This window comes from Pseudarthrobacter sp. 01T43 (assembly GCF_056398665.1).
The window spans coordinates 16,337-31,947 of sequence record NZ_JBFTPV010000013.1 but is presented as its reverse complement, the minus strand read 5'-3'; the positions used below and the strand labels follow the sequence as shown (position 1 = coordinate 31,947).

Sequence of the window (15,611 nt, the reverse complement as noted above, 5' to 3'; positions counted from 1 at the left end):
AGTGTGCGGGATGATCATCGTGTGCGGGATGTCCATCGTGTGCGGGATTCGCGATCAGCCTACCCGCGCGGGCGAAATCCCGCGCCTTCCGAGCATCCTGGGGGTCGCGGTGGCAGATCCCGCCCTACTCCTCCGGGATGGTGTTCAGTTCCGCGCGGGTCGGCGGGTTGGCGCCGGGGCGTGAAACAGTGACGGCGGCAGCGCGGGAGGCATGTGCCAGGAGTTCAGCAAGGCCCTCGGCCGGGAGCCCGCGGAGGTTCTCCCGGTTCTGCGCGCCGTCCAGGCCGCGGTCCACAATCCCGGAGAGCAGCGCGGCCATAAAGGAATCCCCCGCGCCCACGGTGTCCGCCACCTCTACTACCGGCGCCGGGCATTCCACCTCGCCGGCGGCTGTGATCCCCCACGGACCGTCCGCGCCGCGGGTGACCACCACCATCGCCGGCCCCTCCTCACCGCCCAAAGCCAGCCAGCGCCGGGCCGAGTCCAGCGGGTCGACGCCCGGGTACAGCCACGCCAGGTCCTCGTCCGAAGCCTTCACAACATCCGCCAGGGACGCGAACTTTTCCGCCTGCTGCCGCGCGTACTCAACGTCGGTGATGATGCTCGGCCGGCAGTTGGGATCGAAGCTGATGGTCGCGGAGGTGTGGGCGTGTTCGACGGCGGCCAGCACGTCCGCGGCGCCAGGCGCCAGCATCGTGGCGATAGAACCGGTGTGCAGCAGCGTGGTGCCCTGCAGCATAAAGGGGAGGCGGTCCGCGAGGTGGGGAAGTTCCCAGGCGAGGTCGAACGTGTAGGTGGCGGCGCCGTCGTCGTCGATCAGTGCGGTGGCCACGCTGGTAGGCAGCTCATCCGGCCCCTGCGGCAGCATCACGGAACTCGCGCGCAGGTGGGCGGCAACGGAGTCCCCGTACGCGTCGCGGCCGTAGCGCCCGATGAACTGCACGGCATGGTCCAGCCGGGCAAGGCCCACCGCGACGTTGAGCGGGCTGCCGCCCACGTGGGCTTCGGTTCCGGAGGCGCGCTGGACAACGTCAACAAGGCCCTCGCCGATTACAGTGAGCATGGTCATACTCTGCCAGAGAAATGGCCCCGCACGCAGGTTTATTAGTCATCGCCTACCATGGAGATATGACATCCCACGTCCTGCCGTTGACGGTTGCAACACCCGACGTCGAACACGTTCTCGCAGTCCGGGGAGCCGGCGGGTACCGCCAATACAGGATTCCGGCCCTTACCGTCTCGCGGCAGGGTACGCTCCTGGCGGCCTACGACGGGCGGCCAAACCTCGACGACCTGCCCAATCCGATTGACCTTCTGCTGCGGCGCAGCACGGACAACGGCCGGACGTGGGGACCCCAGCAGGTGGTTCGGACCGGCGTCGGACTCAACGGCTACGGCGATCCGAGCCTCCTGGTGGACATGGACACCGGCCGGATCTTGATGTTCCACGCCGCGGGAACGCACGCGGGCTTCTTTGAGGCGGTGGCCGGAATGGAGCCGGATGACCAGGTCCAGCACTGCGATGTGAGCTTCTCCGACGACGACGGACTGACCTGGCAGCACCGCCGGATCACCGCCGAGCTCAAGCTTCGCCCGCCAACACGCGCCGGCGAACCCGCCATCACGGGAATTTTCGCCGCCGCCGGCCAGGGCATCCAGATCCACGCCGGGCCTTACCGTGGCCGGCTGGTGCAGCAGTATGTGGTCCTGGCCGGCGGCGAAATCATGGCCGCATCTGCGTTCAGCGATGACCACGGCGGGACCTGGAGGCTCGGGGAGCTCGTCGGCGCCGGAACGCACGGGTTCAGCCCCAACGAAAACAAGGTGGCAGCACTCCAGGACGGCCGGCTTCTCCTCCACAGCCGCGGGACACCCCGCCGCCTCGCCGCAACATCCGACGACGGCGGCGCCACCTGGAGTACGCTGGTCCCCGTTGAGGACCTCCCGGACCCGGGCGACAACGGATCACTGCTCCGCTTCGATGGCCTGCCTTCGGTGGCCTCCTTCGCCGGGAGCGGCACCGACTCGTGGCTGCTGGCCACCAACAACCAGGACACGGCTCTGCGACGGAACACCGTCCTCAGCCTGTCAACGGACGACGGACGCAACTGGCCGGCCAAGCTGGTCTTGTGCCCGGGCAGTTCGGCCTATTCGACGGCCGCGAGGCTCCCCGACGGCAACATCGGCGTCCTGTACGAGCGGCAGGGCTACCGGGAGATTGTGTTCGCTTCCGTGCCCGCCGAGCAACTGATCGAGCAACTCACAGCCCAGGCCGCCCGGCCCAAGGTCACCGGCGGGGTTGACGGCGGCAAGGCCATCCCCGGGGAGAACGCCGGGCTGGTGTTCGACATGGAGCTCCGCTCCATCACCCCGGGCCGCCCGTCCGTCTGGCAGAACACCGGCGAGTTCCACGTGATGCCCGCAGGCGGGGACGACTGGGGCGTCCACACGTGGAAGGAAATCGGCCAGGGGTACACGGCCGAAGCCGCCCAGGTGATCGGGACCCGCGAGGCGCAGGACCTGAACTACGGCCCCGTCATTCCGGGCTATAAGGCTGGAGACATCCTCGCCTTCACCGGTCGGGCGCGCAATCACGGGGCCCGGCCGGCCACCGGAGTCCGGCTGTCCGGCCCCGGCGCGGATGCCTTTCCCTCCGCGAACCTCGGCCCCGGTGAGGAAGTCCTCTACTTCACCCCCGGATACACCGTCACCGAGGCGGACGTGGCACAGGGCCGGGCGAACGTGGTGTTCGAACTGACAGCCGGAGGCGGCACCACAGCCGAGCGCCGCCGTCGTGCTTTCCGGTTCGATACCCGCAGCGGCGGCGTCAGCGTGTCCGAGTGAGAGAGCGTCCGGCCAAAGCTGGGTTAAGTGAGAGCTCGGGCGGCGAAAACCTGAGTTAAGTGGGAGAGCGTCCGGGGGAGGCGGCGCTTGACGGGAGGCTGTGATCCGACTTACAGTCATCCTACGAGCTCGGACGTCCTACATCCGATAAACCTTCTGGAATGGCGAGGCTTTTATGAACAACATCACCAAGAATCTGCCGCTGGTCAACGACGCCAGCCGCCGAAACTTCCTCAAGCTGACCGGTGCCATGGGCGCTGCCGCAGCATTCACCGCTTCAGTTGCCGCGTGCGGCAGCCCGGCGGCCACCACCACCGGCAGCGCCGCGAGCGCCGCAGCAGTCAATAAGGACCTCACCATCGAAGCGGGCATCTCCTATGCCCTCTCCACCGGCTTCGACCCGCTGAGCTCCTCCGGCGCCACGCCGATGGCCGCCAACCTGCACATCTTCGAAGGCCTCATCGAACTGCACCCGGCCACCCGCGAGCCGTACAACGCCCTCGCCGCAGCCGACCCCAAGAAGGTCAACGACACCACCTACCAGGTGACCATCCGCGACGGCGCCAAGTTCCACAACGGCTCCCCCGTCACCACCGAGGACGTCGCCTTCTCCTTCACCCGGGTTATGGACCCGGCGAACAAGTCCCTGTTCTCGCAGTTCATTCCGTTCATTCAGGATGTGAAGCCCGTCGATGCCAAGACGGTCGAGTTCACCCTGAAGTACGCGTTCCCCGGCTTCGGCCCCCGCATTTCCGTGGTCAAGGTCGTCCCCAAGGCCTTGGCCACGGACCTCAAGGCCTTCGACGCCGCCCCGGTTGGCTCCGGCCCCTACAAGCTGGTCTCCGCCGTCAAGGACGACAAGATCGTCTTCGAAGCCTTCGCCGACTACAACGGCCCCAAGCCGGCACTGGCCAAGGGCATGAACTGGCTCCTGCTCTCCGACGCCGCAGCCCGCGTCACCGCCGTCCAGTCCGGCCGCGTCCAGGCGATCGAGGACGTCCCCTACCTGGACATCGACGGCCTCAAGTCCAAGGTCAAGGTCGAGTCAGTCCAGTCCTTTGGCCTGATGTTCCTCATGTTCAACTGCAACAAGGCCCCGTTCAACAACAAGCTGGTCCGCCAGGCCCTGCACTACGGCCTGGACAAGGACGCCATCATCAAGAAGGCCCTGTTCGGCAACGCCAAGCCCGCCAGCTCCTACTTCCAGGAAGGCCACCCGGACTACGTCAAGGCCAAGAACGTCTACGGCTACGACGCTGCCAAGGCAGCCGACCTCCTGAAGCAGGCAGGCGTCACCAGCCTCGAGTTCGAGCTGCTGACCACCGATACCGCCTGGGTCAAGGACGTTGCCCCGCTGATCCTCGAATCCTGGAACAAGATTCCGGGCGTGAAGGTCACAGTGAAGAGCATCCAGTCCGGCGCCCTGTACACGGACCGGGTTGGCGCCGGCGACTACACCGTTGTTGCTGCCCCCGGCGACCCGTCAGTCTTCGGCAACGACGCTGACCTGCTCCTGAGCTGGTTCTACTCGGGCGCGACCTGGATGGAGAAGCGCGCTTACTGGACCGCCCCGGAGCGCGCCACGCTGCAGGACCTCATGAACAAGAACTCACAGGCGTCCAAGGACGATTCCAAGAAGATCACCGGCGAAATCGTGGACCTCGTTTCCGAGGAAGTTCCGCTGTACCCGATCTTCCACCGCCAGCTGCCCAGCGCTTGGGACGACAAGAAGCTCAACGGCTTCAAGCCGCTGCCCACCACCGGTATGTCGTTCATCGACGTCGGACGCACCGCCTAAGCAGGTCCCCTTGCGTTGCGGGGCCTGTTCTGCACCCCTGATCCCCCCGGGAACACGCAGAGCAGGCCCCGCACCATTGGAACTGCAGCACCCCAACCAAACCGGAGAACAAATTGGTCACGATATTGCGTCTGCTCGGCCGCAGACTCGCAGCACTGCCATTGATGATCCTGGGCATCACCCTGCTCGTCTTCCTCGTCCTGCAGGCCGCTCCCGGCGACCAGGCCAGCTCCGCCCTCGGCGACGGCGCCTCCGAGGAAGCCAAAGAGCAGTACCGCCAGGAAAACGGCCTGAACGATCCGCTGGTCCTCCAGTACTTCAGCTTCCTCGGCAAGCTGCTGCGGTTCGACCTCGGCGTCACCACCCCGCCGGCCAAGTCGGTGGCCTCCATGATCGGCTCCGCGTTCCCCCTGACGCTGCAGCTGACCTTCCTCGGCGTCCTCATCGCCATCGTCCTGTCCCTGACGTTCGGCATCCTCGGCGCCCTCTACCGAGACAAGTGGCAGGACCAGCTGGTCCGCGTCTTCTCGATCGCCGCGATCGCCACGCCGTCGTTCTGGCTGGGCATCCTGCTCATCCAGTGGTTTGCCCTGGGCACCAACCCCATGTTCCCTTCGGGCGGCATCGCGACGCCGGAATCCGGCTTCGGCGGCTGGCTGAACTCCATGGCGCTCCCCGCCCTCGCGCTCGGCATCCCCGTCTCGGCCTCGCTGATCCGCGTGGTCCGTACCTCCATGGTGGAGGAACTGGACCGCGACTACGTCCGCACCGCCATCGGCAACGGCGTCCCCTACCGCGAAGTGGTCTCCAAGAACGTCCTGCGCAACGCCCTGGTGACGCCGGTGACCGTGCTGGGACTGCGCGTGGGCTACCTGCTGGGCGGCGCCGTCGTGATTGAAATGATCTTCGCCCTGCCCGGCATGGGCCAGCTGATCCTCAACGGCATCACCAACCTGGACGTCAACCTGGTCCAGGGCGTGGTGCTCACCATCTCCGTCACCTTCGTTCTGGTCAACATCGTGGTGGACCTCCTGTACTTGCTCATCAACCCCCGAATCAGGACGGTATAGCTTATGCGCAGCAAGCTAGCTGAACGGCTGAGTGCCCCGGGCATCCGTTTCAAGGCCCTTCCATGGGGCTCCCGCATCGCCCTCCTCTTCCTCATCATGATCGTGCTCGCCGCAGTCTTCGCGCCGGTCATCGCCCCGCACGATCCGCTGGAGACCTTCATTCCGGCCACCCCGCCGGGCGCCGAGCACTTCTTCGGCACCGACCGCCTCGGCCGCGACATCTTCTCCCGCCTGCTGTTCGGCGCGCAGTCCTCGCTGATGATCGGACTCGGCGCCGTCATCCTGGCCATTCTGGCTGGTGCGCTGCTGGGCTCCTTTGCCGCGACATCCAGCAAGGCCGTGAATGAACTGATCATGCGCCTGATGGACATCCTGATGGCATTCCCGGGCATCGCCCTGGCCGCAGTTCTGCTGGCCGCATTCGGCAACACGGTTCCCACCATCATCATCGCGATTGCCATCATCTACACCCCGCAGCTGGCCCGCGTGGTCCGCGCCAACGTGCTCTCCCAGTACGGCGAGGATTACGTCCGTGCCGAGCGCGTGATCGGTGCCGGCCGCTTCTATATCCTGCTCAAGCACATCGTCCGCAACACCGCCGCCCCCGTGCTGGTGTTCGCCACGGTCATGGTGGCTGACGCCATCATCCTCGAGGCCTCGCTGTCCTTCCTCGGCGCCGGCGTCCAGGACCCCGCACCGTCGTGGGGCAACGTGATCTCCTACGGCCGCAACCTGGTCCTGTCCGGCGGTTGGTGGGCCACCACCTTCGCCGGTGTGACCATCCTGCTCACCGTGCTGTCCCTGAATATCCTCGCCGAAGGCCTCACCGACGCCATGGTGAACCCGAAGCTGCGCAAGGCACCTGTTGTTAAGGACGACGACGGATCGGCAGCTGTTGTTGCCGGTGCTGCGGTAAGTGCCGCCGCCGTTGATACGGAGATCGGCACCTCGGTTGCCCAGCCATCGGTGGTGGAAGCGCATGAGCTCGACGGCGTCCGCGCCGCCTACGGCGATGTCCTCACCGAGGAGCACTACAACGAGGCCGCCGTCCTTTCCGATCCGAAGCTGGCCGCGGCGAACCCGCACCTGCTGCTGGACCGGGAACTGGAACTGCTCTCCGCCATCGAGGCCAAGCGCACCGACCGGCTCCCGCAGGTCCCGGCCGATGCCCGCAACGTCCTCGAGGTGAAGAACCTGTCCATCCGCTTCCCGGGCCGCTTCGGCGAGACTGCGATCGTGGACAACGTCTCCTTCACCGTCCGCGAAGGCGAAACCATGGGCCTGGTGGGCGAATCCGGCTGCGGCAAGTCCATCACGTCCCTCGCGGTCATGGGCCTGCTGCCGAAGACCGCCGTGGTCACCGGGTCCATCAAGTTCGACGGCAAGGAACTTCTGGACCCCGCCACCAAGCACAGCAGCGTCAAGGCTTACGAAGGCCTGCGCGGCCAGCAGATCGCCATGGTCTACCAGGACGCGTTGAGCTCCCTGAACCCGTCCATGAAGATCAAGGATCAGATGCAGCAGCTGACCAAGCGCGGCGGCCGCAAGACCCCCGCGGAGCTGCTGGAACTGGTCAAGCTCGATCCGGTCCGGACGCTCGCCAGCTACCCGCACGAGCTCTCGGGCGGCCAGCGGCAGCGCGTCCTGATCGCCATGGCCCTGTCCCGCTCGCCGAAGATCGTGGTTGCCGATGAGCCCACCACCGCCCTGGACGTCACTGTCCAGAAACARGTAGTGGAKCTGCTCAACGAACTGCGCGAACAGCTCGGCTTCGCCATGGTGTTCGTCAGCCACGACCTCGCCCTGGTGGCGTCCCTGGCCCACCGCATCACGGTGATGTACGCCGGCCAGGTGGTGGAATCGGCACAGGCTTCGGAGCTTTTGCAGAACCCCAGGCACGAATACACCCGCGGCCTGCTCGGCGCTGTCCTCTCCATCGAGGCCGACGCCGTCCGGCTGCACCAGATCCCCGGCACCGTCCCGTCCCCGCGCGACTTCGCCGCGGGTGACCGCTTCGCCGCACGTTCGCTGCGGTCCGACGCCGACCCCAACCAGCAGCTGGTCCTGACCTCGGTTTCCTCCGCCGGAGGCGAGTCCGCCGCGGGCGACAACACGGACCACTTCTGGGCGAGCCACCTGAAGGAGGACGCAAAATGAGCGTTTCAACCGGCAAGCCGGCCATCGAGCTTAAGGACGTGAAGGTCTATCACCACGCACGCGGCGGCGGTCTCTTCCGGCCCAACATCGTCAAAGCGGTCGACGGCGTGGACTTCACCATCAGCCGCGGCGAGACCGTGGGCATCGTGGGTGAGTCCGGCTGCGGCAAGTCCACGCTCGCGTCAGTGCTTGTGGGACTGCAGCCGCCGACGTCCGGCGAGGTGCTGTTCCACGGCAAGCCTGCCATCAAGCGGAACGCTGCCATGCGCAAGGAATTCGGCCGCGCCGTGTCCGTGGTCTTCCAGGACCCGGCCACTGCCCTGAACCCGCGCATGACCGTCCAGGACATCCTCACTGATCCCCTGCAGATCCACGGCATCGGCACCGCGGCAACGCGCGCGGCCAAGGTCAAGGAACTGCTGGCCCTGGTGGGCCTGCCGCAGTCCGCGGCCGAGGTCACGCCGTCGCAGGTTTCCGGCGGCCAGCGCCAGCGCGTGGCAATTGCCCGCGCCCTGGCACTGGACCCGGACATCATCGTGGCGGATGAGCCGACGTCGGCCCTGGACGTTTCCGTCCGCGCCCAGGTGCTGAACCTGCTCTCCGACCTGAAGACGCAGCTGAACCTCGGCATGGTGTTCATCTCGCACGACATCCAGACCGTCCGCTACGTCTCCGACCGCATCTGCGTGATGTACTTCGGCAAAATCGTCGAACAGGGCACCGCTGCGCAGGTTTTCGACAGCCCCACCAACGACTACACCAAGAAGCTGCTGGGCGCCGCGCCGAGCCTGCTCCACATCTGACTTTCCCCCTTCACCCAGCAGTTCCAACCAACGGAGTATTACGTGTCCACTCAGTTCCAGGGCGTCATCCCGCCCGTCGTCACCCCCCGCCACGCGGACGGCAGCATCGACACCGCGTCGCTGAAGAACGTCACCAAGCACCTGCTCGACGGCGGCGTGTCCGGCCTGTTCGTGCTGGGCTCCTCCGGCGAAGTGCCCTACATGACGAACGCCGAGCGTGAACTGGTGGTCWGCACSATCGCCGACGCGAACGCCGGGGCCGTGCCGCTGATCGTCGGCGCCAACGAGCAGACCACCACCCGCGTGATCGAGGAAGCCAAGAAGGTCATCGACCTCGGCGCCGACGCCATTGTGGTCACCTCCATGTACTACGCCATCGGCAACGCTGCGGAAACCGAAACCCATTTCCGCGCCATCCATGCCGCCGTCGACAAGCCGATCTTCGCCTACGACGTCCCTGTCCGCACCCACTTCAAGCTCCCCACCGACCTCCTGGTCCGGCTGGGCCGCGACGGTGTCATTGCAGGCGTCAAGGACTCCTCCGGCGACGACGTCTCCTTCCGCCAGCTGCTTCTCGCGGCCAAGGAGATCCCCAACTTCGACATCTTCACCGGCCACGAGGTAGTTGTGGACGGCGCCCTCCTCGGCGGCGCCCAGGGCGTTGTGCCGGGCCTGGGCAACGTTGACCCTGCCGGCTACCGCCGCTTGTTCGACGCCGCTGCCGCCGGGGACTGGGCCGGCGCGGCCCGCGAACAGGACCGCCTGGCCGACGTCTTCGAAATCGTCTACACCCCCAACGGCCGCGTCTCCGGCGGCGCAGCAGGGCTCGGCGCCTTCAAGACCGCCCTCCAGGTCATGGGCATCATCGAATCCAACACCATGAGCGTGCCGATGCTCTCCCTGAACGATGACGAAACCAAGGCCATCCGCACTATCTTGGAACGCAACGGGCTGGTCTAAATCCCAACTAGGTAGCAGTAGATGCCGTTTTGACCCCTGAAAACGGCATCTACTGCTACCCAGATCCCTGTTAGGAAGAGAATCATGCACGCGATTGGTGTTGACCTTGGTGGTACTAAGACGGCTGCCGGGGTTGTTTCGGCGGCCGGTGAGGTGCTGTTTTCGGAGACCATTCCGACGCTGAACCGCGACGGCGGCGACGCGATCCTCGACGCGACGGCTGCGCTGGTTTCTTCGCTCATTTCCAAGGCTCAAGCAGCGGGCCTGGACGTGGCGGGGGTTGGCGTTGGTTCTGCCGGTGTTATTAACGCCGGGCGCGGGGTGGTGGTTTCGGCTACGGACGCGATCCTCGGGTGGGCCGGGACGGAGCTGACGGCTGGACTGGCGGCGCGGCTCGGTTTGGACCCACAGGCGGTGCGGGCGGTGAACGATGTCCATGCGCACGCTCTCGGTGAGTCGTGGACCGGTGCCGCCGCCGGGACGGCCAGTTCGCTCGTAGTGGCCTTCGGTACCGGCGTCGGGGGCAGTTTTGTGCTCGCCGGAAAGCCTGTCCTCGGGCACCGCTACGTGGGCGGGCACGTGGGGCACTTCGCCTCCCCGTACGCGTTTCATGAGGGCGCGGCTGTTCCCTGCGTCTGCGGCGGGGCCGGGCACGTCGAGGCCATCGCCTCCGGGCCGGCCATCCGCGAGTCGTATGCAAGATTGGGCGGGACCTCGCCGGCGGCCGACGCGCGGGCCGTCTTTGCCCTTGCCGGGGCCGGCGACGCGACCGCCATCATGGCTGTGGGCATAAGCGCGGGTGCGGCCGGGCAGGCCGTGGGCGGGCTCGCCAACATCCTGGACCCCGAGGTAGTGGTGGTATCGGGTGGCCTGGCCGACGCGGGAGCACCCTGGTGGCGTCCCATGGAACGTGCCCTCCGCGCCGAACTTCTGCCCGCACTGGCCGGGCTCCCTGTGCTCCCGGCCAAACTCGGCAACGCTGCCGCCATGGTGGGCGCCGCGCGCCTGGTCCTCACTTCCCCGTCCTGACACCATCGTCATACGTACCTCGTCTACCGCCCGCCAAATCTCCAGAGGAAACCGACCGTGATCCTGACCCCCGAAGCCCTTGAAGCCCTCCGCGGCCATCTGATCGTGTCGTGCCAGGCCTACCCGGGTGAGCCCATGCGCGATCCCCGCACCACGGCGCAGCTTGCCGCCTCTGCGGTGATCGGCGGTGCCGCCGCGGTCCGTGTCCAGGGCCTGGCCGATGTGCAGTTCACGCGTGCAGCGGTGGAGGTCCCGGTGATCGGGCTCTGGAAGGACGGGCACGACGGCGTCTTCATCACTCCCACCCTCCGCCACGCTTTGGCGGTGGCCAACGCAGGCGCGCACGTCGTGGCGATCGACGGCACCCGTCGCCCGCGTCCGGACGGGCTGACCCTGGCCCGGACAGCGGCCGGAATCCACGCCGAATCACACGCGCTGGTAATGGCGGACTGCGGCTCTTTCGATGACGCAGCTGCCGCCGTCGAAGCAGGAGCCGACCTGATCGGCACCACCCTGTCCGGCTACACCGGCGAACGCCCCAAAACGCACGGTCCTGACCTGGCGCTGATCGAGCAGATCGCCGCCGCCGGCTTCGGTGTGCCCCTCATCGCCGAAGGCCGACTCCATACCCCGGCGCAGGCCCGGCAGTCGCTGGACGCCGGGGCGTTCGCCGTCGTCGTTGGCACCGCCATCACGCACCCGGCCACTATCACCGGCTGGTTTGCCGAGGCCCTGAAGTGAACCCGCCGCCGAAACAGACGCAGCCGGAACGAGCAGAACCGGAACAGACGCCGACGGACCTGAAACATCAGCGAGCCGCCGGACCCGGGAACTACCTCCTCTCCGGCACCGTCCTGACGGACGGGATGTCCATGGACAACGCAGTCGTGGCCGTCGCTGATGGCCTCATCGCCTATGTTGGCCCGCGCGCAGGCCTGGACGTGTCGCTGACGGATTGTGAAGAACTGGATTTGCCTCCGGGCAGCATGATTCTGCCCGGCCTCGTTGACCTGCATTGCCACGGCGCGGCCGGTGGCGACTTCCCCGCCGGTAACAGCGAACCCGCCCGCACCGCCGTCGAATTTCTGCATCGCAGCGGCACCACCACGCTGCTTGCAAGCCTGGTGACTGCTTCCCGCGAGGACCTGCTGCGGGGCCTGGAGACACTGCGGCAGCTGGCCGAGGAAGGTCTCATCGCGGGCATCCACTCCGAGGGCCCGTTCCTGTCGCACGCCCGCTGCGGCGCGCAGGACCCGCGGTTCCTGCTTGAGCCGGACCTCCACTTCCTGGGTGAGTTGATCGACGCCGCCGGCGGTCACCTGCGGACCATGACCTACGCGCCCGAACTCCCCGGCGCTGACGCGCTGGTGCGGATCCTCGCCGAAAACGGTGTGACGCCGTCGCTGGGCCACACAGATGCGGACGCGCACACAGCGGCGGCCTCCCTCACCGGAGCTGCGGAACTGCTGCATGCCTCCGGGCGGGGACCGGCGCCGCGCCCCACGGTCACCCACCTCTTCAACGGCATGCCGCCGCTGCACCACCGCAGCCCCGGCCCCGTGGCCGCGTGCCTTCGCCTGGCCGGCGCCGGCAGAGTGGCGGTGGAACTCATCGCCGACGGCGTGCACCTGGACCCCGAAACCGTGCGGATGGTGTTCGAACTGGTTGGCCCGGAAAACGTGGTCCTGGTGACCGATTCAATGGCCGCCACCGGGCTGCCGGACGGCCACTACGAGCTGGGTCCGGCCACTGTTTCCGTGAGCGGTGCCGTGGCAAGGCTCAGCGACGGCACCCTCGCCGGCGGGACGGCAACGCTGCTGGACGTGGTGCGCCGGACGATTGACGCCGGGGTAGAACCCGCCGCCGCAGTCCTGTCCGCGACAACCGTCCCGGCAACGATCATCGGCAGGCAACAGGACATCGGGAGCCTTCGCGCCGGGATGCGTGCCGACGTCGTGGTGGTGGACGCCGGCTTTGAGCGCCTTCTGGTCATGCGCGCGGGACAATTGCTGGATGCCTGAGGCCAGCCCGCGAACGCTCATTCGATAATCGCACCGCGTGTTCTAATATGGGACTTCCCGGCCCGTGCGCTGCTGCACGGCACATCTCAACCGCCCAGCACAGGCGGGATGACCGGGCAGACGCGAGGGGAATGGCGCAATGGCCAACGCAGCACAGCCGGGCGAGAAGGCGGCTCCCGCCCATTCTCAGACGCTTTCCCGGGGCATCAGAATGCTTGAAATCCTGAGCGATGAAACGGCGCCGCTCAGCATCGGCGAAATTTCGGCCCGGATGGGCGTGCACCGCTCAATTGCCTACAGAATCCTTCGCACCCTTGAAGACCACGGACTCGTCGCAAGGGACAACGCCGGCGGCATCGTCCTGGGCACCGGGTTGGCCACGCTGGCCCGCGGCGTTGCCCGCGACCTGCAAACGGCGGCGCTGCCGGAGCTGACATCCCTTGCCAATGAACTCGGCACCACCGCATTCCTGGTGGTACTGGACCGCGGGGACTGCACCACACTGACCAGCGTGGAACCGCGGCACAGCCGTGCCGCGGTTCTCCAGCGGCCCGGCACCCGCCACTCGCTGCACGTCGGGGCGCCGGGGCTGGCCATCCAATCCGTCCTGGACGACTCACAGTGGGAGGCGATTTCTCCCGACCAGCCACGCCGCCCGGAAGTGGCTTCGGTCCGCGAGTCAGGATTTGCCGTCAGCCACCACGAAGTCCTGCCGGGCGTGACGTCCGTGGCCGTCCCGCTCAGACTCAGGCAGGGGCTCCAGCCGGCCGCCATCGCGGTGGTTTATCCCAGCGCGCAGCTCCCTCCAGAGCAGGTTGGAAGCTCAGTGAAGGAAGCCGCCCGGCGGATCAGCGAGCAGCTCTACTAGCTCAGGGACGCCTCCAAGCGGGGTGCCCTCAGGGCAGCGAAGAACGCCCCGAGCTCAGCCGTTGACCTCAGCGGCAGGACGTTCGCCACGTACTGGTCCGGCCGCACCACCACCACCGCACCGCTTCGGTCCAGGCCGCGCAGCTCGAAAATATCCGCCTTGGGATCGGTGGCATACACCTTTTCGTAGTCGGTGAGCTTGAATGGTCCCACCTGCGGTTTGAACACGGCCGGAACCGCCCCAATGTCCAGATCGGTGTGTGCCTGCTGGTAGATCACCTTCACGTCGAACCAGGCGTCAGGATCAGCGCCCGACGGCGTCGCCGCCAGGGGTGATTCCGGCGAGTTCGCGATCCACTCGGCGAACTGGTCCGTGGAGGAATCTGTACCCGGGAGAGCCGCGTCCGCGAAGACGTAGATCCGCCACCGGCCATCTGCCTTTGCCTGGTGGCCGAGATGGAGCGGATTCGTGTCGCAGACCCTCACCACAGGTGCAGATTTGAAGCGCTTTCCGATGGGGAAACCAGTGGCCCTCTCCTGGTGCGCTGGCTCAGCGATCAGCATGGAGGGGGCGTACTTGGTCATGAAGCCGTAGGGGAACTCAGCGGTGCTGACGTAGAAGTCCTCAAGCTCGGAGGGGCTTTCGAACTCCTCGGGCTTCTTCGCCATCAGGGTTGACCACTCCTTGTCGAAATCGATAAGGTCCTTCGCAACAATGTGGCGTTCGGCGGAGTACGTGGACAACAGGCTTTCCGGGCTGCGGCCCTCCAGCACGTGCCCGAGCTTCCATGCCAGATTGAAGCCGTCCTGCATCGAGACGTTCATGCCCTGGCCTGCCTTGGCGCTGTGCGTGTGGCAGGCGTCGCCGGTGATGAACACCCGCGGCGTGCGGGTGCCGAGCTGGTCCGGGTGGACGTCGTCGAACCGGTCGGTGAGGCGGTGGCCGACCTCGTACACGCTGTGCCAGGCGACGTTGCGCACGTCCAGGGTGTACGGGTGGATGATGTCGTTGGCCTTAGCGATGATCTGCTCAATGCTGGTCTTGCGGACGGAGCCCCGATCGTTCGCGGGAACCTCCCCGAGGTCGACGTACATGCGGAACAGGTGGCCGCCTTCACGCGGAATGAGCAGGATGCTGCCGCCGTCCTGGGACTGGATGGCACACTTGAGCCGGATATCGGGGAAATCCGTGGTGGCGAGCACGTCCATAACACCCCAGGCGTGGTTGGCCTGGTCCCCGGCCATGGTGCAGCCGATCGACTCGCGCACCTTGCTCCTCGCGCCGTCCGCCCCCACGACGTACTTGGCACGAACGGTGCGCTCCCGCCCTTCGTCGAGCCCGGCTGTATGCGCAAGCGTCACGGTGACGGGGTACTCCCCCTGGCCAACCTCCAGGCCGCGGAACTCGTATCCATAGTCTGGAGACATCCGGGTGGGGGCATTGGCCATGGCCTCGGCAAAGTAGTCCAGCACCCGGGCCTGATTCACGATCAGATGGGGAAACTCGCTGATTCCATGGGGATCGTCTTCCGTGCGGGCAGCGCGTGCGATGCGGGAGGGGTCTTCGGGGTCCGGTTTCCAGAATGCCATCTCGGTGATGCGGTACGCCTCGGCGATGATGCGCTCAGCGAAGCCAAAGGCCTGGAAGGTCTCCACACTGCGGGCCTGGATGCCGTCCGCCTGGCCGATCGCGAGCCGGCCACCCCGTCGCTCCACGATGCGCGTGGTGATGTTGGGGAACTGGGACAGCTGCGCCGCGGCGAGCATGCCGGCCGGCCCGGACCCCACAATGAGCACGTCTACCTCGTCGGGAAGTTCTGCGGGGCGATTGACTCCGACGCCGGCGGCGGGCTGCACCCGGGGGTCTCCGGATACGTATCCGTGGTGGTGGAACTGCACGGGCTTTCCTCACTTCACTGTGTGGGTATCGATCACCAAGGCGGTGTTCTATATGCGAATTTGCCGTTCTCTATTAGAGATGCCGGGGTTGGTCCAACACTGTACGGCAAGGTGATCCGAACAACAAGAGGGTCAATAACCCGTGAAAACAGAGGCTTGACGA

Annotated in this window: 12 protein-coding genes; 10 read left to right on the top strand and 2 right to left on the bottom strand. The window is 66.6% G+C overall.

What is annotated here, in order from left to right; translation table 11 throughout:
• Window positions 1-124 precede the first annotated feature (124 nt).
• Window positions 125-1,063: a carbohydrate kinase family protein gene (locus AC1DIM_RS12840; RefSeq protein WP_477710873.1), complete on the bottom strand. Its 939-nt coding sequence runs from the start codon at window positions 1,061-1,063 to the stop codon at window positions 125-127.
• A 65-nt stretch (window positions 1,064-1,128) separates the two neighbouring features.
• On the opposite strand from AC1DIM_RS12840, the gene AC1DIM_RS12835 reads away from it, so the two are divergent.
• From AC1DIM_RS12835 to AC1DIM_RS12790, 10 genes are all read left to right on the top strand, one after another.
• Window positions 1,129-2,844, top strand: coding sequence for a sialidase family protein (locus tag AC1DIM_RS12835; protein WP_477710872.1), 1,716 nt, complete (start codon window positions 1,129-1,131; stop codon window positions 2,842-2,844).
• A gap of 175 nt (window positions 2,845-3,019) precedes the next feature.
• On the top strand, window positions 3,020-4,642 hold the full coding sequence (locus AC1DIM_RS12830) for an ABC transporter substrate-binding protein (RefSeq protein WP_477710871.1): 1,623 nt from the start codon (window positions 3,020-3,022) through the stop codon (window positions 4,640-4,642).
• A gap of 113 nt (window positions 4,643-4,755) precedes the next feature.
• Window positions 4,756-5,712, top strand: coding sequence for an ABC transporter permease (locus AC1DIM_RS12825; RefSeq protein WP_477710870.1), 957 nt, complete (start codon window positions 4,756-4,758; stop codon window positions 5,710-5,712).
• Window positions 5,713-5,715: 3 nt separating this feature from the next.
• Window positions 5,716-7,869 carry a dipeptide/oligopeptide/nickel ABC transporter permease/ATP-binding protein gene (locus tag AC1DIM_RS12820; protein WP_477710869.1) on the top strand — a complete coding sequence of 718 codons (2,154 nt, stop codon included), beginning with the start codon at window positions 5,716-5,718 and terminating at the stop codon, window positions 7,867-7,869.
• Window positions 7,866-8,672 carry an ATP-binding cassette domain-containing protein gene (locus AC1DIM_RS12815; RefSeq protein ID WP_477710868.1) on the top strand — a complete coding sequence of 269 codons (807 nt, stop codon included), beginning with the start codon at window positions 7,866-7,868 and terminating at the stop codon, window positions 8,670-8,672. The genes AC1DIM_RS12820 and AC1DIM_RS12815 overlap by 4 nt, the downstream gene beginning before the upstream one ends.
• 42 nt (window positions 8,673-8,714) lie before the next feature.
• Window positions 8,715-9,632 (top strand): dihydrodipicolinate synthase family protein, encoded by a 918-nt coding sequence (locus AC1DIM_RS12810; RefSeq protein WP_477710867.1) that lies wholly within the window; start codon window positions 8,715-8,717, stop codon window positions 9,630-9,632.
• 84 nt (window positions 9,633-9,716) lie between these two features.
• Window positions 9,717-10,661 carry an ROK family protein gene (locus AC1DIM_RS12805; protein ID WP_477710866.1) on the top strand — a complete coding sequence of 315 codons (945 nt, stop codon included), beginning with the start codon at window positions 9,717-9,719 and terminating at the stop codon, window positions 10,659-10,661.
• 57 nt (window positions 10,662-10,718) lie between these two features.
• Window positions 10,719-11,402, top strand: a complete 684-nt coding sequence (locus AC1DIM_RS12800; RefSeq protein WP_477710865.1) for an N-acetylmannosamine-6-phosphate 2-epimerase — start codon at window positions 10,719-10,721, stop codon at window positions 11,400-11,402.
• A 59-nt stretch (window positions 11,403-11,461) separates the two neighbouring features.
• The gene (gene nagA, locus AC1DIM_RS12795; protein ID WP_477710963.1) at window positions 11,462-12,682 is read left to right on the top strand and encodes an N-acetylglucosamine-6-phosphate deacetylase; all 1,221 of its coding nucleotides are present in this window, start codon (window positions 11,462-11,464) and stop codon (window positions 12,680-12,682) included.
• A 139-nt stretch (window positions 12,683-12,821) separates the two neighbouring features.
• Entirely contained in the window at window positions 12,822-13,550 is a 729-nt protein-coding gene (locus AC1DIM_RS12790) for an IclR family transcriptional regulator (protein ID WP_477710864.1), read from the top strand.
• Here the strand turns inward: AC1DIM_RS12790 and AC1DIM_RS12785 are convergent.
• A complete protein-coding gene (locus AC1DIM_RS12785; protein ID WP_477710863.1) occupies window positions 13,547-15,448 on the bottom strand; it encodes an FAD-binding monooxygenase in 1,902 nt (633 codons plus the stop codon). The genes AC1DIM_RS12790 and AC1DIM_RS12785 overlap by 4 nt on opposite strands.
• Window positions 15,449-15,611: the final 163 nt, after the last annotated feature.